The following is a 24,347-nucleotide window of genomic DNA, read 5'->3' as shown; positions in this document are numbered from 1 at the left end:
GGCCGGGTTCAGGGCCCGGACCGGCAGCCCTCCGCTAGGAGGCGGGAGTAAAGGACCAGATGAACGGGTACACGTTGCCCGTCTGAAGCTCGACGTTGGTCTTGGTGTCAGTCACGAAGCTGTTCTGTGGGCGATACCAGGGCGCGAACCAAGCTTGTTCGACGATGTACTTGTTCAGCTCCTTAGCCGAAGACTTCTGCTCATCCTCGGAACCGAGGTTAATCTTCTTGACCAGTTCGTCTACCTTGGGGTCGGCGTACTTGTAGGGATTCCATGCCGCGTTCGGAGCGATCTTCATGTTGATCAACTGCCAGTCGGACTGTTGCTCCAGGATCATGTAACTTGCCGCATACTTCGCGGCCAGCAGGTCGGCAATGAAGTTGTTACCGGCGTCGACGGTCTCGACAGTAACTCCGACGTCTTTCAGCTGCTGGGTTATCAGGGCAAAGACTGCGCTATTCACCAGCGGCGTGGAAGGCATCTTCAACGTCAGGCTTTGGTAGCCAGCTTGGGCCAGAAGCGCTTTGGCCTTCGCGGGGTCGTAGGCGTACCGGGAGTCCAGCGATTCGTCGTAAGCATCCGAGGATGGCGGGAACACCTGCGTGGTGGTCGTGCCGCGGCCTTGGTTTACGGAATCCAGCAGAGCTTTCGTATCGAAGGCATAATTCAATGCCTGGCGCACGCGGACGTCCTTGAGAGCGGGGTTGGTGGTACCCGCACGGTCAAACAGGATCAATCCAACCCAGTTGCCCTCGAACGGATTGTTCTTGTAGCCGGCAGCTTCAGCCTCCTGAATCATCGCGATATCAATGAGTGAGCCGTTGAGCGTTCCGGACTTGACGGCGCTCAGCAGCGAGGTCTGTTCCGGGTAGACATTCAGAACCAGGTTGTCGTAGTGAACCAGGTTCTTGTCCCAGTAGTCCGGGTTCCGCTTGTAGCTGTAGGACGTTCCGGTGACGGTGGCGGCGGTATCCAAAACGTAGGGTCCCGAGCCGACCGGGTTGGTTGCAATATCTGCGTTGGCAAAGGACGCCGGGCTCTGCATGAACGAGGCGTCCTTGGACAGGTAGCCCAGGAACGCCGGATCCGGAGCCGAGAGGGTGAGCTCCAAGGTGGTGGGATCCACAGCCTTGGCGCTCTGGAGCGCAGCGAGGAACTGCGCGTCGGCAGACGTGCCGGCTTTGAATCGCTCGAGGTTCTGCTTGGCGGCGTCGGCATTGAATACGGTGCCGTCGGTGAACTTTACGTCATCCCGCAGTTTCAGGGTCAGGACTGTTTTGGCTGCGTTGTACGTCCACTCGCTTGCCAGCATCGGAACCAGGGTGCCGTCCGGCTCCATACGCAGCAGGGTGTCATAGACCGCCTGGTAGAAGGGGGACACGTTGGCGAAGTCAGAGTCCGCAGCCGCGAAGGACTTGGGCGCCATCAGTGTGCCCAAGGTCAGTGTTTGTGAAGTCTGGGCTGCAGGAGCCTCTCCACCGGCTGCGCAGCCGGTAAGGCTCAGGGCAACGGCGGCGACAAGAGCGGCCATTCGCTTAGATCGGAACATCTTTGGTCCCTTTCGCGGTCAGTGGCGTCCACCATGGACTGCCAGTGGGAAAGACCGTAACACGAAAACAGACCAAGTGGTACGTTTTAATAATCCGAAGCAATATCTCGGCGATTGTGACGAGGCACACGGGGCGCGCCACCCGCTCCGCGCAAGGTTGTTAGAGTTTCCAGATGACAGAAACAGCGGCAAGTGCTGTCGCCAAAGTTCCACGCCGCGGGCGTCCCCGCGGAAGCTACGCCAAGACGGAGGGACGGCGTCAGGAGATCCTGGCGGCTGCGTTCGAGGTCTTCTCGACGTCCGGCTACCGAGCCGGCTCCATCCAGGACATTGCCGACAAGATCGGCCTGACAAAAACCGGCCTTCTCCATCATTTCCCCAGCAAAGAGGCACTTCTGGAGGCCGTACTCACCCTTCGCGATGAGGACTCCTGGACTGGAGCCGCGATCGTGACCGACAACGGTATTGACACGCTGAATGGCATTGTCCGGCTGGTGCACAACAACACGACGGTACCTGGACTGGTTGCGCTCCATTGCGTTTTGTCAGCCGAGTCGACGGACCCCACGCACCCCGCCCATGAGTATTTTCAGCGACGCTACGACTGGGTCCGCAATGTCGGCAGCCAGGCGTTTTCCGACCTGGAGCGGCGCGGCAGCTTGCGGCCTGGGGTCGTGCCGGCCGTAGCGTCACGGCAGTTGGTGGCGCTGATGGACGGGTTGCAGCTGCAGTGGCTTCTGGACAACCATTCCGTGGATATGGCGGCTGAACTAAAGGCTTTCCTGCGCGCCATCACCACGGAGACGTTCTAGGGGCCAGTAAGGCCCCGGCGTCACCCCTACCGCAGGGTCCGCCGGAGAAATGCGAGCAGTTCCCGGTTGAACTCCTCGGGTTCGTTCCAGTGAGGGCAGTGTCCACTGTTTTCAAACACGTTCAGGGAGGAGTCCGGCAGAGTCCCAGCAAACCATTCCATACCTTCAAGCGGAAATGATGGCGAGTAACGGCCGGTGGCTACCCAAGCCGGGGAATTGACGGTCGGAACAACGTCGCGCCAGTCGGCAGTGAAATGGTCCGCCAGCAGCTGGAGCACCGCCCCTACCGGGAAATCAGCGGGGCTGCCGGCTTCGGCGAGGATTTTGCCGACATGAGGTGGCATTGGTGGCTCCAGGGCGGGGTTACCCCATTGAAATCGGCCGTTTACCGCGTCCCAGACATTGGTCCATTCGACTGACCTTACGCCCCAGGCCCAGGTCTCGTCATTCACTAGTTTCGGAGACTGGTCAATGGCCGCGAACGCTCGTACGCGGTCCGTGCCGAATAGATCAAAGTAAGCGAGACAGACGGAGACTCCCAAGGAATGTCCGACCAGCGCCACATCGTCAAGTTCCAGATGCTCGATCCACTCCCCGATATCTTTCCCCAGCCGGGACACGCGTTGACCGCTGGACGGCGAGTCTGAACGGCCATGGAATCTCAAATCCAGGGCCAGCATTCGGTAGCCTGCAGCGACGAGCGCCTCACGCTGGAACGCCCAGTGCGCAGCCCTGCACGTAAACCCGTGCACGAGCAGAACGGCGGGGCCGGAGCCGTGGTCGTCATAGACAAGACGAACACCGTCCGTGGTTCGAAACGACTTTTCATGACCAGTCAATTGCGCCTCCTTGGGCAATGAGGGTTGTTGATTGTCCTCACACTGGATTCGATCCGACCGTAAGTCCGCCACAGACATACAGCGTCTGGCCCGTTACAAACCCGGATCGCTCGTCGAGGAAGAAACCGGCAGCGTTTGCGATGTCATCGGGTTGGCCGAGCCTGCCGACGGGAACGGACGAAATGATGGCTTTGGTCTGCGGCGAGTCTTCCGGATTTGCGTTCATGAACAACTCGGTGGCGATGGGTCCAGGCCCTATCGCGTTCACCGTAATCCCGGCCTCTCCGAGTTCCAGAGCCCACGTCCGGGTCAAGCCGATAAGGCCGGCCTTAGCGGCAGCGTAGGCGGTGCGCAGTTCCTTGCCCAGGGCAGCGCGCGAGGACATGTTGACGATGCGACCGAATCCAGCTTCCGTCATGCCTTCGAGGACACTTTGGGTGCACTGTACGGCACATCGGAGGTTTAGTGCGTGTGATTGATCAAGTTGGCCCAGAGTCTGCTCCCGGAGCGGGGCCGGGAAGACGGCGCCAACGTTGTTGACCAGGCGTGTAATGGGACCCTCCGACAGGGCCGTTTCCAAGGCTTCCGCTGTGCTCTCGACGTCGGAGAGGTCCGCGATAATTGAGCGACCGACGCCGGCGTGCTGCCTGTCAAGGATTACGACCTCCCATCCCTGCTCGAGTCCGTGCAGTGCGATTGCGCGTCCGATTCCTGACGCTCCGCCGGTAACCAGAAGACGTTCGACCATGAGATTTTCCTTCCTCCGCACACATCGGCATGAGCGGAACGCTGTTGCTTCGGCGCAACACACGCTCTCTAGTATCCGTCCAAAGAGACCGGGATAGTACCTGACTTTCATACTAATTAGGGCTAATCTGATCCAGAGAACAGAATAATCGAATCAGGGAGCAGTCGTGGATATTAAGGATCTTGAGGCTTTCGCCGTTGTAGCCGAAGAACTACATTTCGGCAGGGCGGCCGCGAAGCTGCACATGTCCCAGCCGCCTCTTAGTGCGCGCATTAAGCAGCTCGAACAAAGTCTCGGCCTCCAGCTGTTCGAGCGAAGCACGCGCAGCGTTGCGCTGACTGATGCAGGCTCAAGGTTGCTGGTTCCGGCACGAAAGGTGCTCAGCCAGGTTGTCGCGGTCCAGAATCTCGCTGAATCGATCGCTGCCGGAGACCAGGGTCGGGTGCGGATCGCCTTCGCCGGGGCCTCGAGCCAGCGCGCGCTTCCGCTGCTGACCCGGGCGGTGCGGGAGTCGCATCCCGGAATCGAGTTGCAGCTGGAATCGCAGACCTACGTATATACGGCGCTGGACAAGCTCCTTGAGGGCTCGCTGGATCTTGCTTTCGCCCGCCTTCCTACGCCGCACCCGGAGCTCGAATCGCGCGTCGTCGAAGTGGAGCAGATTTTGTGTGCACTGCCGGAGGGGCATCCACGAGCCAATCAGCCCAATCTTTCGCTGGCGGACCTTCACGACGAGGACTTTGTCAGCCTTCCCTCTGACACCGGATCAATTCTCCAGGCGACCATGTTTGCCCTCTGCATCACTGCTGGGTTCCGGCCACGGGTGGTCCAGGTATCGCCCGACTCGGCGACCGCGCTTGCCCTTGTCGCTGCCGGGGCGGGCATCACCATCACCCTGAGTTCCGTGACGCCGGCGCAGTCCGTCGGAATCGTCTACCGGGAACTGGTCGACATTAACCCCAGCCATATGTTCGCAACGCTGACCTGGCGCAAGGATGACCAGTCCCCTGCGCTTGCGGCAGTCCTGAAGGTCTCGGAGTCGGCTCTACCCACCCCTGATCTTTCTGGTTTCGCTCTCAAATGAGAGGTAATTGGTATTTCTATTGAGAAGAATCTCTAGCTAGTCTCTTGTGAAGGCACCAAATCACACGCCCTCAATGAAGAGAGACAATTGCGATGACAACAACTCCTGTGGCGGTGGATCCGGGCATCGAGGCCCGCGTCTTCCGAAAAGTGACGGTCAAGGTTCTTCCGCTCCTAATGCTCGGAATGTTCATCTCCTATATAGACCGCGCCAATCTCGGTGTGATCGCGGGCCCGCTGTCCAAGGACCTGGGCCTGACTGCTGCGACTTTCGGCCTCGCGGCCGGATTCTTCTACATCGGCTATCTTTTGTTCGAGATCCCCTCGAACATGTTCCTCGCCAAGGTGGGCGCACGGATCTGGCTGGCGCGGATCATGGTCTCCTGGGGTGTCGTGACCATCGCCATGGCATGGATGCAGAACGATGTCACCCTCTACATCATGCGGTTCCTGCTCGGATTGGCTGAGGCCGGCTACTCCCCCGGGGCAATGCTCTTCCTCGCTCTCTGGTGCCCGGCCCGCCTGCTGCCGAAGGCAATGTCGTGGCTCAACCTCGCTGTACCGGTCGCACTGGCGGTCGGCTCCGTGGTTACGTCATCGATCCTTCTCATGAACGGCGTCGCCGGCATCGCCGGATGGCGGTGGGTGTTCTTCCTCGAAGGTCTCCCGGCAATCCTCCTCGCCGTCGTCATCTTCTTCGTCCTGCCCTCCTCGCCTGCAAAAGCACCCTGGCTCGACGAACGAGAAAAGGCATACCTTGCACAGAACGTCACACAGCGCGCGGATTCCGGAGCCCACGAACTCAAACAGCTCCCGGCAGCGCTGCGCAGGCCCTCACTCTGGGCATTCGCGGTCACGTACTTCTTCATCCTGATCGGATTCTGGTCGATCACGTACTTCCTCCCCACAATCGTCAAGGAGCAATTCCATCTCGACGCTGTCGGATCCGGGTACGTCTCCGCGCTTCCGTGGATCTTCTCGGCAATCGTCATGTTTGTTATTCTCCGCAGCATCTCCCGTACGGGTGAACGTCGTTGGCACCTCACCATCCCGATGGTTGCCGCCGCGCTGGGACTCCTCATCGGAGTTCTCTCAGGGAACCCCTTCCTGTCACTCATCGGCGTGAGTGTCGCCGCTGCCGGCTTCTTCGCCGTCCTCTCCACGTTCCAGGCCACCGTCGCGCAGGTCTATGCCGGCGCACTGGCCGCGGTCTCCATCGCACTGGTCAACTGCGTCGGTAACGTCAGCGGCCTCGTTGGCCCGTACATTCTCGGGTGGCTGACCGACCTCACCGGAACTACCTCCGCCGGCCTGCTGGTCATGTCCGGTTTCTTTGCCCTCGCAGCAGTTTTCAACTACATCCTGATCGGATGGGCCGACCGCCACACCGGAGGACTCCGCGGGACTTTGAATACCGAAACAGCTGCACGGACAGCCGCCAATCCGCACACCGAAGGATGACCGAAACTTTGCTAGTTCAAACAGCCACCCATACAGCGGCTCCGGGCCATGAGCCGTCAACGGCGGCACGAATCCTCGAAGTACGAACCGTGCCGTACGCGATCCCCTATCGCAAGCCGCTTCGGTTCGCGAGCGGATCGATCGACATTGCAGACAACGTTCTCGTGGAGATCGTCACCAGCGACGGGGTAGTCGGTATCGCCGAAGCACCCCCGCGCCCCTACACCTACGGTGAGACGCAAGCGTCGATCGTGGCCGTGATCGAGCAGATCTTCGCACCCGCCATCATCGGTCTCTCAATCCTCGACCGCGAACTGGTCCGGTCACGGCTGGCACGAACAGTCGGAAACCCCACTGCCAAAGCCGCAATCGACATGGCCATGTGGGACGCATGGGGCAAGACGATCGGAACCCCGGTCCACAGCCTTCTCGGAGGCTTCACCGACCAGCTCCAGGTCAGCCACATGCTGGGATTCGATGATCCCAAGATCGTGGCCGCGGAAGCCATCCAATTGCGCGAGACGCTCGGCATCTCGAGCTTCAAGATCAAGGTCGGACGCCGCCCCATCCCCTTGGACGTGGCCGTCTGCAAAGCCGTGCGCGAAGCCCTGGGGTCCGAGGCCGAACTGTACATCGACGGGAACCGCGGATGGACAGCAGCGGAATCCGCCCTAGCGGTTCGTCAGCTCGAAGACGTGGGCCTCAGCCGCGTCGAGGAACTCTGCCCCGCCGATGACGTACTGGGCAGACGCTGGCTCGTCTCGCAGTGCCCAATCCCGTTCGTCGCCGACGAGAGCGCTCCGACCCCCGCAGACGTCACCCGCGAAATCCTCGCGGGTGCAGCGACGGCTGTGAGCATCAAAACCGCCCGGACAGGATTCTCCGACTCGCTCCGTGTCGCCCACCTTGCCGAGGGTCTCGGCATCGAAGCAGTCATCGGTAACCAGATCGACGCGCACCTCGGCACCGTATGCTCGCTCGTGTTCGGCGCATCCCAAGAGATCACCGCACGGTCCGCCGCGGAACTGTCCAACTACCTGGACATGGCCGACGGGTTACTCCAGGAACCACTCCTGATCGAGAATGGGCACATGCGGGTCCCCAACGGACCCGGACTCGGCGTCCGACTCGATCCGGAGAAGGTCGCCCGCTACCGCGTCGACCTCTGACACCGCACAAAACTTGCCCTCCCAATCCCAAACCCATCAATCAAAGGACCAATCATGGTTTACCTCCGTCTCCACCACGTCAACGTCACCTCAGATGACATGTCGCTGCTGACCGACTTCTACGGAAAGGCCCTGGGGCTCAACCAACTCCCTTCCCCTGCGATGATCGCCACTTCCAAGAACGCGGACAAGGACATCGACGGCGACGCCGAGTGGGACAGTGCCGCCAAGTTCTTCGACGCCGGCGACCCGAATGAGCTGCAGATCCACGCCACCCAGCGCCAGCCATACCTCGCGGCGCAGGAAGGGCATTCGGTCAACCCGCTCATCGGAGGGCACTTCGCATTCCGGACCGATGACATTGAGGCGATTAAGGCGCGCTTGACCGAGCACAACATCCCGTTCGACGACTGGGGCATCTGGTCGGTCGAGGGCTGGCACCAGATCTTCTTCACCGACCCCGCCGGCAACATGATCGAGATCCACCAGGTCATGACCGAGGGCGAATCCTGAACCAGCCGATGACGACTCCTCAAGCCCTTCCGCATACCTCAGGGGGTGAGTTCCCCCGGTTCGACCAGCTACTCGATCGCCCCGGACGGCTGCGGGGAACGGCGTGGGGCCTGTGGGGCCCGGCAGATCAGCTCGGCACGCTCAACCACCTCACTCCCGAACGCGTGCTCGCCGCACGCGGGAGTATCGTGACAGGCGACGTCGTACCGCTCAACCTTCCGTTAACCGAGTTCGACCCGCCGATCATCGCCCACCGCGGATCAATTGAACACACCGTGTTCGGTTTGAATGACTTCCACCGCGATGACCGAATCGACAACCTGTTCCTGCAGGCGTCCACGCAGATCGACGGACTTCGACACTTCGGACACCCGGACCGCGGCTTCTACAACGACTCCGATCCCACGGGGCTGGTTGCCGGTCAACCCGACCTAGGCGTCCAGGCGGTCGCGCAACGCGGAATTGCAGGAAGAGGATTGCTCATCGATGTGGGCGCCTACCGCGAAGCGGTCGGCCGTCCCATCGACCAGACCCGCAACGAACAAATTCCCGTCGAGGACCTTGACGCAACGCTCGAGTGGCAAGGGAGTTCGATTCATCCCGGTGACATCATCATGATCCGCACCGGATGGCTGAAGTACTTCCGGCAGGGCCCTGATCGTTCCGATGGTGTCCTTCGCTCGCCGGGCCTTCGCCAGTCGGAAGACACGGCGGCGTGGCTTTGGGATCACCAGGTTTCGGTGGCGGCGTCGGACAACATCGCGCTCGAGGCATGGCCGGCGACAGATTCGAACCTCACCGTCGACGCAGAACTCACCGGTACGATGCCGAAATCCAGTCACAGCGGGATGCTGCACCGCATCCTTATCCCGCTGCTGGGACTCACCATCGGTGAACTCTGGGTACTCGACGAACTTGCCGCCGCCTGCACCTTGCGGGGACGGTACGACGTATTCCTCACCGCACAGCCGCTGAACCTGTTAGGTGGCGTCGGCAGCCCCGCCAACGCAATGGCAATCCTCTAAGAAATGAACATCAGGAGCACGTAACGTGAATCAACCCCAATCTGTGAAAGCCGAAGCTGTCCTCATCACCGGCGGCGCATCGGGCATCGGCCTGACTTGTGCACGCCAGGCTGCGGCCAGAGGTGCCCGCGTAGCCATCGTGGATATCAACCCCACAGCCGCCGCAGAAGCAGTAGCGACGCTGGATGGAGACGGACACCTCGCGATTGCCGCCGACGTGACCGACGCCGACGCCATGCGGCGTGCAGCCGACCAATTCGCCGAAGGGGGAAGCCTGACGGGCGTCGTCGCCGCCGCCGGCATAGTCAGCCGGTCACCGTTGCTCGACATCGATGTCGCCGAATTCCGGCGGGTGCTCGACATTAACGTGATCGGGGTCCAGAACACGATTTCCGCGGCGGGGCCGCACCTTATCCGCGCAGGCGCCTTGGGAACCGTCGTCGTCCTGGGCAGCGCCGCCGCGTTCACCGGAGGCGGACTGATGGGGAACGGCGCCTACGCCACCTCCAAAGCCGCTCTCATCGGACTGGTTCGGGGTTACGCCCGCGAACTTGCCCCCCACCGCGTGCGCGTAAACATGGTCGCCCCCGGGGCAACGGAAACCCCGATGACCGATGTATTGAGCGACACCGACCGCGACCGGATCGCCGGAATGTCACTCCTGGGACGCCTCTCAAAGCCGGAGGAAATTGCCGCCGCCATCTCCTTCCTCCTCGCACCCGACGCCGGCACCATCACAGGACAGATCCTTCACGTCAACGGCGGTGTGGTCTTCGGCTGAAACGCCGCCGTCCCCGCGGGGTTGGAGGGAGGGGCCGCCGCCGAGCCGACGGCGGCCCCTCCCTTTGCACCAACATCCCCACTTTTCGCGCCAAATCCCAACAGACAGGTTTCAAGAATGACATCCCTGCGTGCTCCCGAGGCAGAATCCACCCATGCCGGCAGCACCATGCGTGCCGTGGTCAAGGCAAGGCCCGAGCGCGGCGTCGAGTTCGTCACGGCCTATGCCGAACCGCAGGTCTCGGCCGGGAAGGTAAAGATTCAAATCGCTGCAGCGTCGGTCTGCGGAACCGACCGCGCACTGTACGAGTACTCACCCATGGCGCAGGCATTCAACCTCAAGATTCCCGTGGTGCTGGGGCATGAGTGTGCCGGCACCGTCATCGAAGTCGGGTCAGGTGTTGAATCCCTCAAAGTGGGCGACAGGGTGGCGCTCGAGTCCCACGTCGCCTGCTGGGACTGCTACCCCTGCCGGACCGGTGACGCCCACAATTGCCTCAATATGGAACTCCTCGGTCTCCATTTAGATGGCGGCTTTGCCGAGCGGCTCGTAGTACCGGCCGCGGCCTGCTTCAGGCTGCCCGAGGACTTTCCGCTGGAACAAGGCGCCCTCCTTGAGCCGGCCGGGGTCGCCATGCACGCCATCCAACGATCCAAAATCGACCTCACCGGGGCTGACGTTGTGATCAGCGGCGGAGGCCCCGTCGGCCTGTTCATCGCCGCAATCGCCGGCGCCATGGGTGCCGCCAACGTGGTCGTTGTGGAACCCAACGCCTACCGCAGAGGCCTCATCGAAGCCCTCGGCGCAACAGCACTTGCCCCCGAAGATGATGTCGTCGGGACGTGCAGGAAGCTTTCGGGCGACAAAATTGGTTTTGATGTCGCCTTCGAGGCTTCAGGAGTACCCGCTGCGCTGCCGGCGCTCCTTGAAGCCCTCCGGAGGGAAGCAACGGCTGTCGCCGTGGGTATTCCAGGAAAGCCGATTGAACTGGACGTCGCCGCGTACCTGATCAAAAAGGGGCTGACTTTCACAGGCAGCTTCGGGCGCGCTCTCTGGGGAACGTGGGAGCAGATCGCGGAACTTGTCGCCAGTGGGAAATTGGACCTGTCCAAGTTCGTGACCCACCGCCTTCCGCTCTCCGCTCTCGACGCGGCCATCGGGCTTCTCTCCCAGGACTCTTGCAAGGTCCTGCTCATTCCGGCACTTCCCGACCGCCCAAGGAACGACGGTCAGTAGGACGGCAGACGGCGCAGAACGGGCAGAGCAAACCTAACTCATTAAAGGAATTCATAAGATGTCCACGGTCTACACAACCGCGACCCACGTCCGCCGGCCCGACCCGACGGGGTCGCGGACCCGCCGCATGGTTGACGGCGTGATTCCCGGGGAAGACAACTGGTCATGAAAACACGGGCAACGCAGATTCTGGGCATCGAACATCCCGTGGTGCAGGGCGGCATGCAGTGGGTGGCAACCGCCGAGCTTGCGGCCGCCGTCTCCAACGCCGGCGCGCTCGGCATCATCAGCGCGCTGACCACTGGCTCACCAGAGAATCTGGTGCGTGAAATCAGACGCTGTCGTGAACTAACGGACCGCCCGTTCGGAGTGAACCTGACCATACTGCCGTCCATCAGTCCTCCTCCCTATGACGAGTACCGCGACGTGATCGTCCACGAAAAGGTATCGGTGGTGGAGACCGCCGGAAACAATCCGGGTCGATTTGTTGACGTTTTCAAGGCGCAGGGGATCAGGACCATCCACAAGTGCACCAGTGTGCGGCATGCGCTCAAGGCCGAGTCCCTGGGTGTAGATATTGTCAGCATCGATGGGTTCGAATGCGCCGGCCATCCGGGCGAGGACGACGTCCCTGGCCTTGTCCTGATTCCCGCAGCCACCGCCCGTCTCCGGATACCGGTACTGGCTTCCGGAGGAATAGCCGACGGCCGCGGGTTGGTCGCGGCGCTGGCGCTTGGAGCCGAAGGAATCAGTATGGGGACGCGCTTCATGTGCACCCAGGAATCTCCAATTCATCCAAAGATCAAGGACGCGATCGTAGCGGCCACCGAGCTGGACACCGAGCTCATCTTCCGGCCACTCCGCAATACTTCGCGCGTGGCAAGCAACTCGGTCAGCCGCGAGGCAGTCGGGATCCTCGCGAACGGCGGTGTCTTCGAGGACGTCAAGAACTTGGTGGCTGGGTCCCGGGGCAGACGGGTCTACACAGACGGCGATCCCGAGTCCGGTGTCTGGACCGTTGGTATGGTCCAAGGGCTCATTCACGATGTGCCAGGCTGCTCAGAGTTGGTTGCCAGAATTGTGCAGGAGGCCGACGGCCTGATCCAGTCACGCCTTAGCGCCACGATTGCAGCCCGCGCATGACTTGTCTTCTTGTCCGCCGAAGTGCGGGCCAACGATTGTCGGGGCAATGATGCCCCCGGCAAGGCTGGTGCTGACCGCCCTGCACGACGGCGTGTTGGTAGTGACGCTGAATGATCCGGCTCGCCGCAACCCCCTTTCCACACTCATGCGTGAACAACTGATCGCTGCCCTCGCTGCGGCCGCTGCGGACGACGCCGTCCGCGTTGCGGTCCTCACAGGGGCAGACGGAGCGTTCAGCTCAGGCGGAGACCTTTCCGCGATGCCGCCCGCGACGAAGGAAGACAGCAATGAACGGATGAGCCGGATCCGGACGCTGGTGCAGTTGGTGACCGGATCCGCAAAACCCATGATCGCCGCCGTTGAAGGCCCGGCAGCCGGCATTAGTGTTGGGCTAATGGCGGCCTGCGACATCGTCATCATGGCAGAGGGAGCAAAGGCACTGTTTCCGTTTTCCCGTCTGGGACTGCTCCCCGATGGAGGTTTGATGGGCTCTCTGTCGCACCGGATCGGGCAGTCCGCAGCCAAGCGGGTACTGCTCCTGGGCGACCCCGTCGGCACCAGCGAGGCGCTCACGCTGGGGCTTGCGGACGAGGCGGTCCCCGCAGGCCAAGCGCTGCAGCGGGCCGTGGACCTGGCCGCCGTGCTCACGGGGCGCGCACCGCGGTCGCTGGCTGCGATCAAGGAATTCTTCGCGGCCGGACGGCTGGATGTCGACGACGCTCTCGCCGCCGAGCAACAGATCCAGCGGGAGCTGTACTATTCGCAGGACTTCGCTGAAGGAAAAGCGGCCTTCTTCGACCGGCGAGAGCCGCGGTTCACCGGGAAGTAGTACTCCCTACGCACGCAACAAGGATAGAGGGACGGGCACGAGTTGCCGGGCGAACTCCCAGGGGGAGCGTCGAATAGGCGCGGGCCGCATTCACTTCTCGCGGCGGACCACAATCGGCATTTCATTCTGATATCAGGCCGCCCCGCTCCCCCACCTCCATGAACCACCAGAAGCATCTTCGCTGTTTTTCATTCTGATCCCCATCTTCGCTGGGCGGTTCCTCCGCGCAACCAGGGCGCTCCGCGCCGCTCACGATTCAAAGTTTCGTTCGGCGCTCCTCCGTCGCTTATTTCCTCACGAACATTGAACCGCTCCCGGTTCCCCAAGTTGCACTCCGGACCCTCAAACCCAGCGGTGACTCCATATATCAGAACGACGCACAAGTCTGACAGACACATCCAGTGCCCGCCAGCGTGATCGTCGCCGTGTTCAGCGGAATGACCGTCGGTGACGGGCCCGTCTCTGAGAGGCGCGGCAGCCGCCTCGTCTACCGCGAGCCTGCTCGGGACGCCGTTCTTAGCGGAACGGCACTGACCCTGTAAATGGGAGGAAGACGATAGCCGCGCGTCCAACCATGGACAGGTCTTACGGATCAGCCAAACCTGGAGCGGCCCCGGAAGAAGAGTCCGGATCCCACACACCTTCACACTGTCGACGGATCAAACGCCAGCGCCAGACACCCCCCGGAGACGTGCCCGCTGAACCCGGAGCCTCCTAGGAATCCTGTGATCCGGGCCGCAAAGTCATGTCGCCTGCAACAAAGACCTGCATGAAAGTGGTGTCGGCAGAACCTTGAGTAAGGGATCAAAATGCGCGTCGACAAGCAGGCGGTGGACAAAGTGTGGACATTGTCCCCACGCCCTTTGGCCGGACAAACACGCGATGAGCGCACTTAGACAGGTTCGCCGAAGGCAGCTATCCGCGAAGACAATTCGGCTTCGTCATGTCGTCGCCACAATTCCCGGCCATGAAGGAGTGAGGGCCAACAACCGGCCACCGGATCAGCTAGATAGGACGGCATATCACCCTAGATTCCAGCATACGGATGGCCCACTAGCCAGGACTCTGAACTGCCACCCACACAACCGAACAGGCGACCGCGGCGCCAGGCACAGACCGCGGACAGCGTCAGAGGGACCCGGGGAGGGTCAATGTCCACACATTAAAGCAAAAACCCCTCTGACGAGGGGTCATGCTGTGCCCAAGGTGGGACTCGAACTGCATTCCAGCCCCGGCGAATACTGGGCTCCCGCGGAAATATGCCGAATCCGGGCCAGTCCGACCCCGGTACGACCCGATCCGACGTTCAAAGTGTGGACATTGTCCACACACTAATTTCGCGGGCTAAAAGCCTTCAGACCTACGACCGCACCCCACAACTGTGGGGTACGGTCTTCGTTGACCTGTCAGATTTTGACTGCCTGGAAGTGGGCCTGATCACCGTGTTTCGAACATCCGCATTTTGCACGACGCAGGCCATCAGCACTCACGGCAGCAATTTCTTGAGTCACCGTGAAACCTTCCACTCAGTCATGTCATAACAGAGTCTGCAGACTCTTACATGACGTCCACAGGAACCTGTCGGAATCCAGTTGATGCAACCGATTCAGCTTTCAACGCCCCGCAGCACTCAGTTGCCACGGTTTCCGCACGGTCCAGTTTGTGCAGTGTCTTCGGCGGCACCGGCTACCGACGCGTCAACCTCGCAGTCTGCCGCGCTTCCCGTAGTCAGCGTCAGGTACATTCGGTCAGCGACGTTTCCGGCGAGGGCGGACGCACCAGCACTGATCAGTGCAAGGAAGTTCCGCCGATTGTTATTGAGCGGGGAAGATTTCATTTCAATGGCTTTCGCAAGGAGGGGAAGGGTGCGGCGGCGCCGCGAGAAGGCTATGTCCGGCGGGTCAGGTTCGACACGCAGGCCGGCGCCGCCCGGACGATTGCAACTGTCCGATCAACGGAGCCCTTCCTAGACTGTTTGGCGCGGCGAACAGTTGCTGTTCCCGAGGGTCGGGATATGTACCGCTTAGTTTTTCGACGGCGTCGAACTGCCGTCGAGCAGGCATGACCAGGTGCAGGTTCACGACGCGCTGGTTGGTAGTACCAGACGATCCCCGGGCAGTCCGCCACCGATGGATCGCGATGGCCACGTGATGTCGAGTCGCGTGCGGCTGATGAGCCAAACTCCCCCTTCAAAGCGATACTCGTCGGCATAGGTACCTAGGAGGATCCAGCGAGCCTGAGTCGGGTCAGTCTGGAGATCCACGAGGTAGGAGCGACCTTCGGCAGTGGTCGCGCCGGTGAACTCTACCCAGTGATTTGTGATCACGTGGTGGAACGGGTACGTCCCCGTGCCCGCCCTGTCGTATTCAGCAAATGCAGCGCTCAATCCGTCGACAATGGCAGCCCGCCCTTCCCACTGTCCCCGGCCGGCGTTGCAAATGGCATCGCCGGTAAAGAGCTCGCCCAGCAGGCGGGCGTTGTTGGTGTCGAGCAGATGCGCGTACTTGATCCGGAGATTCCTAATCTCCTCAATGGCCAGAAGCCTTTCGATGCGTTCCATAACGTCTCTTTCTCTTGGATCGGGGACGGGAATTGTGATCACCGCGTGCGGCTGAGATCCGCCTCGCGCTAGCACATCCGAGGTCGGGGCCAGCCGCTCGATTTGAAGAATAGGCCTTCACATCTGTGTGAAGGTCAAGCGGACGCTCGGAGGGGTTCGACATAAGCGCGGCATGAGGTCGCGCCAAGGATTTGACCTTGACATGGATGGCAAGGTTTACGTTGGTTCTCATCGCCAACAGCGGCAATGATGAGGAGGAAAAGTTGAAACTGGGAATCTTGGATTACGCACCCATCGACGAGGGTGCGACGCCGTTGGTTGCGCTCAGGGCATCGACACGGCTTGTGCAGTTGGCCGAACAGCTGAACTATTCGCGCTTTTGGGTGTCCGAACACCACGGGATTGAGGCAATGGCGAGTGTCTCGCCCGAGGTCCTGATTGCTCATCTCGCTTCGGCTACCACTCGGATAAGGATCGGCTCCGGCGGCGTGATGTTGCCGCACTACAGCAGCGTGAAGGTAGCAGAGAACTTCAAGACGCTGGAGACGTTGAATCCGGACCGTATCGATCTGGGATTTGGGCGCGCCCCTGGGGCCAATCCACGGGTGAGCGCAGCATTGAATGACGAGAAATCGGGCTTGCTGCCATATCCACAGAAAGTGGCCGACCTTCTCGGCTTCCTTACCGGTGGCCACGCCGCGGACTCCCAATACAGGGGCGTATCGGCGAGCCCGGATGCTGGATCCCTGCCCCTGCCTTGGGTCCTGGGAGCAAGCGGGTCAACGGCGGAACTGGCCGCGACCAACGGAATAGGCTTCACCTTCGCCCATTTCATCAACCCTAGCGCCCGTGGACCGAGGGCAGCTGAGCAGTACCGGCGGGATTTCCGCCCCAGTGCATTCCTGGCTGAACCTGCGGTGATAGCCGCCGTGTTTGTCGCCGTAGGCAAGGACGAGACCGAGTCGGCCGACTTAGCCGACGCGTTCCATCTCTGGCTCTCGCACGCCGAGGGCGCCTCGCCCTTCCCGCGGATCCCTTCGCTAGAGAGGGCGCGGAACCACCAGTGGAGCCCGACGGAGCTGGCCGCCCGCGAACGCAATCAGGGCCGGGTCATCGCAGGCACTGCGGCAAAGGTCGCGCGGTCCCTTCGAGACCTGGCCGATAGCTACGGCGCGGACGAGGTGATGATCAACCCAATGATGCCTGGGGAACATCGCAGGGCCGCTGCCCTGGAAGCACTCGCGGCCGAACTCTCGCTTTCCCGGCCTAGGGCCACGCTCCTCGCGGAATCGATCCCGCAGCCATGACCGCAATGTCCCGCAGAAGTCACGCAGCACTCTCGCTGGCTCACCGTTGGTTCGCCTTTCTGGAGTCGCCCGCCGGAAACGTTGTGGAACACCTCGACCTCTTCGAGAACAATATCCAGTTGACGGGACGTCTAGGTGAGGTTCAATTCGCGCACGGGCATCTGGAGCTGGCACAGTGGTTCCGAACCGTTCCCGATGAAGTCAGCTCGCACCGCATCCTCCATTCCAATTGGACGGAACGGACCGGCGCAGAGGGCACTCTGGACTTCCTCGTCGCTTACCAGACACCAACCGCGGACGGTAGTGCTGGCGGGTCGGTCATTAGCTACCAAACCACTGTCTCATTTGCTGATGAAATTCCCCGGTTCGTGGCGCTGGATAAAACGCCGATCCTGCCGAACACAAAACGCGTATATGCACCCACTTGGGCGGAACATCGAGTCTCCGGATTTATGCACGCACTATTGGGAACGCAGCTGACCCATGCAGAAGCCGCTGATGCCCTCTGTGACATCACCGACGGGGTCTCGAAAGTAGACGTTTGGGCACCTGTACCCGAACGCTCCCCCGTCTACGACGCGTTCCTGACCATCGGTACCGCTGACGGAAACTTTCACACCGCCGCGTGGAGATTCCATGACGACGGCGATACTGCGTTCCCAGCGCCTCTGCAGATCGCGCCGCTGAGCCGTAGCACGGTCTACGACGACCGTCACCCTGACGCGCGGGGCACCCTGTGAGCGGAACCTGCGAAACGACTTCGGAAGGCGTGGTTGCAGCACGCCACAACCGACACAGCACGCCGCCCCGCCCCGCCGAGTCTCCGCGCGGGAACAGCCGGGACCGGACCATTTCGGCCGCCAGCTTCCGGAAAGCCATGGCCCACGTCGCCACTCCGGTATCGGTCGTGACCACGGTCAGCGCAGGCAGTGCATTCGGAACCACCGTCAGCGCGTTCTTGTCGCTCTCGATGCAACCTCCGATGGTCCTGATATCCCTGGATGCAGGGTCTAACCTCCTTGCCGCCCTGAAGCCTGGCAGCCCGCTGGGGGTAAATGTCCTCGGCGAGGGGCAGGGCTCGATTGCCCGCCATTTCGCGACCAAGAGTAAGGACAAATTCGAGGGCATCGTATGGCAGCCCGAAGCTGGTGCGCCCCGGCTCCCAGACCTGCACGTCTGGATAGCCGGCCGCGTTGCTGAAATCACGCCGGCCGGAGACCACATGCTCGTTCTCGTGAATGTAGAAGAAACAGACGCCGGCCGAGGCTCGCCCCTGACCTATTGGAGCGGGGTCTTTGGTACCCATTACGGAGACAAGAATTGACCATTAGAGACGACGTATTGTCCGCCCTCGAATCGTTCCTGGCCGGATGGGCCGGCGGCGACAGCAAGACACTCGGCCATACATTCCACGCATCATCTTCGATACACAGCAGCGCACACGGCGAAGCCGTCGGAGCGGAGAACATCGCCGCGCTACTCGCAGCCGATCGTGGCATGGCCATGCCTCTGCAATTGGTGTCTACCAACGAGTATGTTGCAGGGAACGACAGCCACACCGTCCTGACCGCCTATCTGTTCGGCCATGTCGCTGATCCCACCGCGAGGGCCCCGGCCGTCTTCGGAGCGGTGCTTGTCGCAGACCTCACCCGCGGCGAGGACGGGTGGCGATTCCGCGATTTGAAGCTGTCGATTCCCTGGACTGACGGAGACACATCCAGATTTTCCGACTGGAATGGACTCCCCGGGCGGGGATGGAAACTCGGCGATCCGACGCCTACCATTGTCAGCGAATTGGACTCCCCTTGGGCGCGCGGCGTTCCTCCGCTGTCATCCACGGACGCAGTCCAGCAGGTCGCCGATGCCTACGCCCGTTATGCCTGGGCAATCGACCAAGGCGACTTCGGTCTCTTGAGCGGGTGCTACACCGAAGACGCTTTCGGTGAATTCCCGCCTATGGGTCACCGCGACGGGCGTCACGAAATCATTGGACAGCAGAAGGAGTTCCGTCGCCACTGGCCCTGGATGCAGCACTTCGGCCGCCCCTTGAGCATCGAGGTTGATGAGCATGAAACGACGGCTCACATGGTAATTGGGCGGGTCATCCCCCAACAGCCGCTTACCCCCGACGGGCAAGACCTGTATGGAGCCCATTACAAACTCGACCTTCGGCTGGAACACGGCGCGTGGAAAATCTCCTACTTTGACTACCGCCCTGGCTGGATCACAACGAAGTGATATTAATGAAGCCAACTGCATCCGAAGTAGCAGGGCGTCCGTCTGCCACTTGTCGACCGCCGTTGAAATGTCGACGAAGGCCGAGAGCGTGCACGAGAAGAAACGAGGAGCCGACATGACCGGGTCGCCATTACCGCTGTTCGACCTGACGGGCAAGGTCGTAGCCGTCAGCGGCGCCAGCCGAGGCATCGGTTTGGGGATCGCGCGAGCGTTCCTGCGCCAAGGCGCGTCCGTCGCTGTCGGCGGCCTTCATCAGGAGGAGACTGCCGCAGCTGCAGAGCAGCTTCGGTCGGAGTTCGCGAGCGGCCCCGGACGCGTGAGCGCGGTGTGGGGCGACGCCAGCAACGAAGCCGTGGCCCGGTCCTTCGTCGAGGACACCCTCGACTTCCACGGACGGCTCGACACGCTCATCGCCAACGCCGGCATTGATATCATCCAGCCCGCATTGGCCTGCACACCATCCCAGTGGGACGCCATCATGGCCGTCAACGTACGGGCGGGTTTTCAGCTCGCGCAGGCGGCCGCCCGGATCTGGACTGAGAATCCCGGGCCGGGCCGATCAGTCATCTTCACATCCTCAATTGCCGGTAGTGTCGGGATTCCCACCTTGGCGCCTTACGCTGCGAGTAAGGGTGCAATCAACCAGCTCGTCAAGACGCTGGCGATCGAGTGGGCAGAGTTCGACATTCGGGTTAACGCAATCGCGCCCGGCTACGTCGAGTCCATCATGGATGGCGTTACCGCACACGATGACCCGGCATCCGACCAAAGGATCGCGCGCTTCACACCGCTCGGTCGGCGCGCACGGATAGAAGAAATCGCCGCTCCGTTCGTCTTTCTCGCCTCCGCGGAGGCGTCCTACATCACCGGCGCCGTTCTCGCTGTCGATGGCGGCTACACCGCGAACTGAAGTACCCGCATGGGTCTAATTCCGCCAGCGTCGCCGCGGAACGAAGCACGGCGGCCCGCAGGTACAGCATGCTGCTGGTTCAAGCACCAACCGCCATTGATGGCTGTCGCACAACGGCCGTGGGAGCCATCGCATTTCGTTCCACTCACACTCCCAGGGGTTCAGACAGATACCGGCTCGGTTTAGTCGAGTAAGGGACCGGCCCCTACGGGGATGGACGCAGGCCGGAAACTCTCCACCACCACTGTTGTGTCCGTCCACCGCGGGTTGCCCATGTTCTGGGAAATGACGTTCGCGAGGGACCGCACTGTTGTTGACACCCCGTGAGACGCAGGTAACATTATTGGAGAACAAGCGATTGTTCGTTTGCATCGGAACGTTGTAGTTCCTTGCTTTAGGCTGCGGGAGAGGTCGGTGCTTCACGATGAAGAGAATCACGGTTCTGGCCGGTGGTGTTGGCGGTGCCCGCTTCATTCGGGGTCTGCTCGCGCACCTTGCCGCAGTCGCCGCTGAGTCCGGCCAGAGCGCTGTCGACGTCAATGTCATTGCCAACACCGGGGACGACATGTGGCTGAACGGCCTCCGGGTTTGTCCGGATCTGGACACCATCATGTACACGTTGGGTGGCGGAGTCGACGAGAATCAGGGCTGGGGCCGAAGTGGCGAAACCCGGCGGGCATCTGCTGAGATCAGCGCCTACGGCCGTGGATGGGACTGGTTCACCCTTGGCGACCTCGATCTGGGTACGCACATTGTCCGCACCGACATGCTCCGCGAAGGCGCCACACTGACCCAAGCAACTGAGGCACTGTGCCGGCGCTGGCGTCCCGGAGTTCGGCTCCTTCCGATGAGCGACGGGCAAGTCGAAACAAATGTTCGGCTGGCCCGGGACATAGATGAACATCAGGCCGGTGAGCTGATCCATTTTGAGGAATGGTGGGTGCGTTACCGTGCCGGCGTCCCGGTCACAGAATTCATCCAAGTGGGACTGGACTCGGCGACCACCACACCTGAGGTTATCGACGCCATCGGTTCGGCGGACGTCATCCTTATCCCTCCTTCCAACCCGGTTGTTTCGGTGGGGACCATCCTGGCAGTACCCGGCGTCCGTGACGCCCTGCGCAGCACGGCTGCCCCGGTCGTCGGCCTTTCCCCCATCATCGGCGGAACAGCAGTCCGCGGCATGGCAGAGCAATGCCTGGAGACCGTCGGCGTCGACGCTACCGCGCTAGGGGTGGCCGGCCTTTACGGCGCCCGAAGCCGCGGTGGTGTCCTGGACGGGTGGCTCATGGATGACGCCGATGCCGAATATGTCCCTGCACTTGAAGATCTTGGGATCCGTGGCTCTGTGGCCCCGCTCTGGATGACGGACATCCACACGACCGCGGCCATGGCATCAGAAGCACTGGCCATGGCTTCCTCCGTTTCCCGTCCCGCGCCCCTGTAGTCAGAGCCTTGACACCCTACCCGCGCCGTCCGGCTGCAAAACCTGTTGTCCCTACCCCTGGAGTTTGATCATGAGCGTGATGGAAACGTTTGTCCCGTCGGACAGTGCGATGCGGAGGGCACTACGCCGCGCCGATGATGGAGTGACACTCAACCCTGACGAGGCACAGACTCTCCTTCACGCCCGAGGAGACAATCTCAAACGGCTGATGGCTTCGGCATCTCGGGTCCGCGATGCCGGCCTGGAACAGTCCGGCCAGTCCGGCATCATCACGTACTCACGCAAGGTTTTCATCCCCGTAACCCACCTGTGCCGTGACCGCTGCCATTACTGCACCTTCGTAAGCACTCCGGGCAAACTAAAGAAGGCCGGAAAAGGCATCTTCATGTCACCGGACGAAATCCTCGACGTCGCCCGCCAGGGCGCCGAACTGGGGTGCAAGGAAGCGCTCTTCACCCTCGGGGACCGACCCGAGGACCGCTGGCCGGCGGCACGGGAATGGCTCGATGCCCACGGCTATGACTCAACCCTGGACTACGTCCGTGCGATGGCGGTCAGGGTTCTGGAAGAAACCGGCCTGCTCCCGCATCTGAACCCGGGCGTCATGACATGGGAGGAGCTCCAGCGGCTGAAACCAGTCGCACCGTCCATGGGAATGATGCTCGAGACGACGGCTACACGGTTGTGGTCGGAGAAGGACGGGCCGCACTACGGCTCCCCCGACAAGGAACCTGCCCTGCGGCTCCGGGTACTGGAAGACGCGGGACGTTCCAGCATCCCGTTTACCACAGGGGTCCTGCTGGGAATCGGCGAAAACTACGCCGAGCGCGTCGACGCGATCTTCGCGCTCCGGGCCGTCCACCGCCGCTACGGCAACATCCAGGAAGTCATCGTCCAGAACTTCCGGGCCAAAGACGCAACGGCCATGATGGCGTCACCAGACCTTGAAACGGAAGAGTACGTGGCCGCCGTCGCCGTCACTCGACTCGTACTGGGACCCAAGATGCGCCTCCAGGCCCCTCCGAACCTCACCGACACCGACGAACTGGCCCTCCTGATCAGCGCCGGGATCGACGACTGGGGCGGAGTCAGCCCCCTCACTCCTGACCACGTCAACCCTGAACGCCCGTGGCCCCATCTGGATGATCTTGCTCGTTTGACGGCGGCCAGCGGCTTCACGCTGCGCGAACGTCTCACCGCCCACCCGCGCTACGTGAAAGAAGAAGATCCGTGGCTGGATCCGCGCATTCTGCCCCACGTCCGTGCCCTGGCCAGCCCCGACGGGCTGGCCATCGAGGGGCTCAACCCCACTGGACTGCCTTGGCAGGACCCCGACGTGGAATGGAGTACCGTCGGTCAGGGCCGGGTCAATCTGCATACGGAGATCGATACTATAGGCCGCACTGGTGACCGCCGGAGCGATTTCGACGGCGTCTACGGTGACTGGGCTGCACTTCGCGAGGACGCAGCCGGCAGCCGCAGATCAAACCACTCCCCCGACAGCCACGAGGCCCGCGAGATCCGGCGGGTGCTCGCCCGAGCGGAGAACAACCCGGCGGGACTCTCAGATGCCGAATACCTCCGGCTATTGTCGTCCGAAGGACCGGAGCTGGAGGCACTGGCCGCACTGGCGGACGCCGTCCGGGAACAGACCGTCGGAGATGAAGTGCGGTATGTCGTCAACAGGAATATCAACTTCACCAATGTCTGCTACACGGGCTGCCGTTTTTGCGCCTTCGCTCAGCGGCGAACCGATGCAGATGCCTACACCCTGTCGATGAAACAGGTCGGGGACCGTGTTGATGAAGCCTGGGCAATCGGCGCGACTGAAATATGCATGCAGGGCGGCATCCATCCCGATTTGCCCGGGACGGCATACTTCGACCTTGCCCGCGAGGTGAAGAAGCGGCAGCCCGACATCCACCTGCACGCCTTCAGCCCGATGGAAATCGTCAACGGCGCGGCACGTCTTGGCATGTCGTTCGAGGAGTTCCTGACCGAGGCACGCGCCGCCGGGCTCGATTCAATTCCGGGCACCGCCGCGGAAATTCTCGATGACGACGTCCGCTGGCTGCTGACTAAGGGAAAACTCCCCGCCGCGACGTGGATCGAAATTGTCAGCACCGCGCACCGGCTCGGCATCCGGAGCAGTTCGACGATGATGTACGGCCACGTCGACAATCCGACTCACTGGGTGGGACACCTGCGCGCCCTGTCCAGGATTCAAGATGAAACGGGTGGATTCACGGAGTTCGTGCTGTTGCCCTTCATCCACACCAACGCCCCGGTCTATCTTGCGGGCATTGCGCGACCAGGACCAACGATGCAGGAAAACCGTGCCGTCCATGCAGTTGCCCGCCTGATGTTGCACGGCCGGATTGATCACATCCAGACCTCATGGGTGAAGCTCGGCACCGTTGGCACTCAGCTCATGCTTCAAGGAGGAGCCAACGACCTGGGCGGGACTCTCATGGAAGAAACAATCAGCCGCATGGCCGGCGCCGACAACGGTTCCGAAAAGACCGTTTCGGAACTCGAGGACGTGATCAGCTCCATTGGCCGCATTCCTTTGCAGCGCACTACAACCTACGGAACGCCATCGGAGGAACGTCTGGCTGTCGCCCGCAAGAACGCGGACACCGGATTCGCCGCCACGGGCAAGAATCTTCGGCTGCTTCCCCTGTCGCTGAAGTAGCA

At 61.8% G+C, this 24,347-nt stretch carries 22 protein-coding genes; 18 read left to right on the top strand and 4 right to left on the bottom strand.

Going from position 1 to position 24,347, the window contains the following annotated elements; translation table 11 throughout:
- Nucleotides 1–34: 34 nt before the first annotated feature.
- Nucleotides 35–1,531, bottom strand: coding sequence for an ABC transporter substrate-binding protein (locus ASF98_RS13290; protein ID WP_235505908.1), 1,497 nt, complete (start codon nucleotides 1,529–1,531; stop codon nucleotides 35–37).
- A gap of 191 nt (nucleotides 1,532–1,722) precedes the next feature.
- Between ASF98_RS13290 and ASF98_RS13285 the strand changes: the two genes are divergently transcribed.
- Complete coding sequence (locus ASF98_RS13285; protein ID WP_082506837.1) at nucleotides 1,723–2,361, top strand: TetR/AcrR family transcriptional regulator; 639 nt, start codon at nucleotides 1,723–1,725, stop codon at nucleotides 2,359–2,361.
- Between the two features lie 26 nt (nucleotides 2,362–2,387).
- Here ASF98_RS13285 and ASF98_RS23735 read toward each other — a convergent pair whose 3' ends face one another.
- On the bottom strand, nucleotides 2,388–3,200 hold the full coding sequence (locus tag ASF98_RS23735) for an alpha/beta fold hydrolase (protein ID WP_162242330.1): 813 nt from the start codon (nucleotides 3,198–3,200) through the stop codon (nucleotides 2,388–2,390).
- Between the two features lie 37 nt (nucleotides 3,201–3,237).
- Nucleotides 3,238–3,948, bottom strand: a complete 711-nt coding sequence (locus ASF98_RS13275) for an SDR family oxidoreductase (RefSeq protein ID WP_055802540.1) — start codon at nucleotides 3,946–3,948, stop codon at nucleotides 3,238–3,240.
- Between the two features lie 166 nt (nucleotides 3,949–4,114).
- Here ASF98_RS13275 and ASF98_RS13270 point away from each other — a divergent pair, with 166 nt between their 5' ends.
- The 10 genes from ASF98_RS13270 to ASF98_RS24165 all read left to right on the top strand — a co-directional run bounded on the left by ASF98_RS13270 (nucleotide 4,115) and on the right by ASF98_RS24165 (nucleotide 13,730).
- Complete coding sequence (locus ASF98_RS13270) at nucleotides 4,115–5,032, top strand: LysR substrate-binding domain-containing protein (protein ID WP_055802538.1); 918 nt, start codon at nucleotides 4,115–4,117, stop codon at nucleotides 5,030–5,032.
- Nucleotides 5,033–5,124: 92 nt separating this feature from the next.
- The gene (locus ASF98_RS13265) at nucleotides 5,125–6,492 is read left to right on the top strand and encodes an MFS transporter (protein ID WP_055802536.1); all 1,368 of its coding nucleotides are present in this window, start codon (nucleotides 5,125–5,127) and stop codon (nucleotides 6,490–6,492) included.
- A gap of 8 nt (nucleotides 6,493–6,500) precedes the next feature.
- The gene (locus ASF98_RS13260) at nucleotides 6,501–7,661 is read left to right on the top strand and encodes a mandelate racemase/muconate lactonizing enzyme family protein (RefSeq protein WP_055802535.1); all 1,161 of its coding nucleotides are present in this window, start codon (nucleotides 6,501–6,503) and stop codon (nucleotides 7,659–7,661) included.
- A 54-nt stretch (nucleotides 7,662–7,715) separates the two neighbouring features.
- Nucleotides 7,716–8,174, top strand: coding sequence for a VOC family protein (locus ASF98_RS13255; protein WP_024368561.1), 459 nt, complete (start codon nucleotides 7,716–7,718; stop codon nucleotides 8,172–8,174).
- Nucleotides 8,175–8,182: 8 nt separating this feature from the next.
- The gene (locus ASF98_RS13250; protein ID WP_055802532.1) at nucleotides 8,183–9,199 is read left to right on the top strand and encodes a cyclase family protein; all 1,017 of its coding nucleotides are present in this window, start codon (nucleotides 8,183–8,185) and stop codon (nucleotides 9,197–9,199) included.
- A gap of 25 nt (nucleotides 9,200–9,224) precedes the next feature.
- A complete protein-coding gene (locus ASF98_RS13245; protein WP_082506834.1) occupies nucleotides 9,225–9,980 on the top strand; it encodes an SDR family NAD(P)-dependent oxidoreductase in 756 nt (251 codons plus the stop codon).
- Nucleotides 9,981–10,097: 117 nt separating this feature from the next.
- Nucleotides 10,098–11,216 carry a zinc-dependent alcohol dehydrogenase gene (locus ASF98_RS13240; RefSeq protein ID WP_235505906.1) on the top strand — a complete coding sequence of 373 codons (1,119 nt, stop codon included), beginning with the start codon at nucleotides 10,098–10,100 and terminating at the stop codon, nucleotides 11,214–11,216.
- 165 nt (nucleotides 11,217–11,381) lie between these two features.
- On the top strand, nucleotides 11,382–12,359 hold the full coding sequence (locus ASF98_RS13235) for an NAD(P)H-dependent flavin oxidoreductase (protein ID WP_235505899.1): 978 nt from the start codon (nucleotides 11,382–11,384) through the stop codon (nucleotides 12,357–12,359).
- Nucleotides 12,360–12,405: 46 nt separating this feature from the next.
- On the top strand, nucleotides 12,406–13,188 hold the full coding sequence (locus ASF98_RS13230; RefSeq protein ID WP_082506833.1) for an enoyl-CoA hydratase/isomerase family protein: 783 nt from the start codon (nucleotides 12,406–12,408) through the stop codon (nucleotides 13,186–13,188).
- A 401-nt stretch (nucleotides 13,189–13,589) separates the two neighbouring features.
- Nucleotides 13,590–13,730, top strand: coding sequence for a hypothetical protein (locus tag ASF98_RS24165; RefSeq protein WP_156372401.1), 141 nt, complete (start codon nucleotides 13,590–13,592; stop codon nucleotides 13,728–13,730).
- Between the two features lie 1,535 nt (nucleotides 13,731–15,265).
- Here the strand turns inward: ASF98_RS24165 and ASF98_RS13225 are convergent.
- Complete coding sequence (locus ASF98_RS13225; RefSeq protein ID WP_055802525.1) at nucleotides 15,266–15,748, bottom strand: nuclear transport factor 2 family protein; 483 nt, start codon at nucleotides 15,746–15,748, stop codon at nucleotides 15,266–15,268.
- 206 nt (nucleotides 15,749–15,954) lie between these two features.
- On the opposite strand from ASF98_RS13225, the gene ASF98_RS13220 reads away from it, so the two are divergent.
- The 7 genes from ASF98_RS13220 (at nucleotide 15,955) to ASF98_RS13190 (ending at nucleotide 24,345) form a co-directional block, all read left to right on the top strand.
- Nucleotides 15,955–17,055: an LLM class flavin-dependent oxidoreductase gene (locus ASF98_RS13220; protein ID WP_235505910.1), complete on the top strand. Its 1,101-nt coding sequence runs from the start codon at nucleotides 15,955–15,957 to the stop codon at nucleotides 17,053–17,055.
- The gene (locus ASF98_RS13215) at nucleotides 17,052–17,795 is read left to right on the top strand and encodes a hypothetical protein (RefSeq protein WP_156372400.1); all 744 of its coding nucleotides are present in this window, start codon (nucleotides 17,052–17,054) and stop codon (nucleotides 17,793–17,795) included. Before ASF98_RS13220 ends, ASF98_RS13215 begins: the two co-directional genes overlap by 4 nt.
- Nucleotides 17,796–17,824: 29 nt before the next feature.
- Nucleotides 17,825–18,379 (top strand): flavin reductase family protein, encoded by a 555-nt coding sequence (locus ASF98_RS13210; protein ID WP_235505897.1) that lies wholly within the window; start codon nucleotides 17,825–17,827, stop codon nucleotides 18,377–18,379.
- 17 nt (nucleotides 18,380–18,396) lie between these two features.
- Nucleotides 18,397–19,293 carry a nuclear transport factor 2 family protein gene (locus ASF98_RS13205; protein WP_200939361.1) on the top strand — a complete coding sequence of 299 codons (897 nt, stop codon included), beginning with the start codon at nucleotides 18,397–18,399 and terminating at the stop codon, nucleotides 19,291–19,293.
- 88 nt (nucleotides 19,294–19,381) lie between these two features.
- Nucleotides 19,382–20,203, top strand: a complete 822-nt coding sequence (locus ASF98_RS13200; protein WP_162242329.1) for an SDR family NAD(P)-dependent oxidoreductase — start codon at nucleotides 19,382–19,384, stop codon at nucleotides 20,201–20,203.
- A gap of 424 nt (nucleotides 20,204–20,627) precedes the next feature.
- Entirely contained in the window at nucleotides 20,628–21,650 is a 1,023-nt protein-coding gene (cofD, locus tag ASF98_RS13195) for a 2-phospho-L-lactate transferase (protein WP_055802515.1), read from the top strand.
- Nucleotides 21,651–21,720: 70 nt separating this feature from the next.
- Nucleotides 21,721–24,345 carry a bifunctional FO biosynthesis protein CofGH gene (locus ASF98_RS13190; RefSeq protein WP_082506831.1) on the top strand — a complete coding sequence of 875 codons (2,625 nt, stop codon included), beginning with the start codon at nucleotides 21,721–21,723 and terminating at the stop codon, nucleotides 24,343–24,345.
- Nucleotides 24,346–24,347: the final 2 nt, after the last annotated feature.

The organism is Arthrobacter sp. Leaf337 (genome assembly GCF_001423745.1).
Classification (GTDB): domain Bacteria; phylum Actinomycetota; class Actinomycetes; order Actinomycetales; family Micrococcaceae; genus Arthrobacter.
This window is presented reverse-complemented; position numbering and strand designations above follow the sequence as displayed.

Excerpts from the sequence above, each read along its gene's own strand:
- ASF98_RS13215 (WP_156372400.1), top strand. The coding sequence starts at position 17,052 with ATGACCGCAATGTCCCGCAGAAGTCACGCAGCACTCTCGCTGGCTCAC.
- ASF98_RS13275 (WP_055802540.1), bottom strand. The coding sequence starts at position 3,948 with ATGGTCGAACGTCTTCTGGTTACCGGCGGAGCGTCAGGAATCGGACGC.
- ASF98_RS13290 (WP_235505908.1), bottom strand. The coding sequence starts at position 1,531 with ATGGCCGCTCTTGTCGCCGCCGTTGCCCTGAGCCTTACCGGCTGCGCA.
- ASF98_RS13230 (WP_082506833.1), top strand. The coding sequence starts at position 12,406 with ATGATGCCCCCGGCAAGGCTGGTGCTGACCGCCCTGCACGACGGCGTG.
- ASF98_RS13190 (WP_082506831.1), top strand. The coding sequence starts at position 21,721 with ATGAGCGTGATGGAAACGTTTGTCCCGTCGGACAGTGCGATGCGGAGG.
- ASF98_RS13220 (WP_235505910.1), top strand. The coding sequence starts at position 15,955 with ATGGCAAGGTTTACGTTGGTTCTCATCGCCAACAGCGGCAATGATGAG.
- ASF98_RS13235 (WP_235505899.1), top strand. The coding sequence starts at position 11,382 with ATGAAAACACGGGCAACGCAGATTCTGGGCATCGAACATCCCGTGGTG.
- ASF98_RS13240 (WP_235505906.1), top strand. The coding sequence starts at position 10,098 with ATGACATCCCTGCGTGCTCCCGAGGCAGAATCCACCCATGCCGGCAGC.
- ASF98_RS13250 (WP_055802532.1), top strand. The coding sequence starts at position 8,183 with ATGACGACTCCTCAAGCCCTTCCGCATACCTCAGGGGGTGAGTTCCCC.
- ASF98_RS13285 (WP_082506837.1), top strand. The coding sequence starts at position 1,723 with ATGACAGAAACAGCGGCAAGTGCTGTCGCCAAAGTTCCACGCCGCGGG.
- ASF98_RS13265 (WP_055802536.1), top strand. The coding sequence starts at position 5,125 with ATGACAACAACTCCTGTGGCGGTGGATCCGGGCATCGAGGCCCGCGTC.
- ASF98_RS13255 (WP_024368561.1), top strand. The coding sequence starts at position 7,716 with ATGGTTTACCTCCGTCTCCACCACGTCAACGTCACCTCAGATGACATG.
- ASF98_RS13225 (WP_055802525.1), bottom strand. The coding sequence starts at position 15,748 with ATGGAACGCATCGAAAGGCTTCTGGCCATTGAGGAGATTAGGAATCTC.
- cofD (WP_055802515.1), top strand. The coding sequence starts at position 20,628 with ATGAAGAGAATCACGGTTCTGGCCGGTGGTGTTGGCGGTGCCCGCTTC.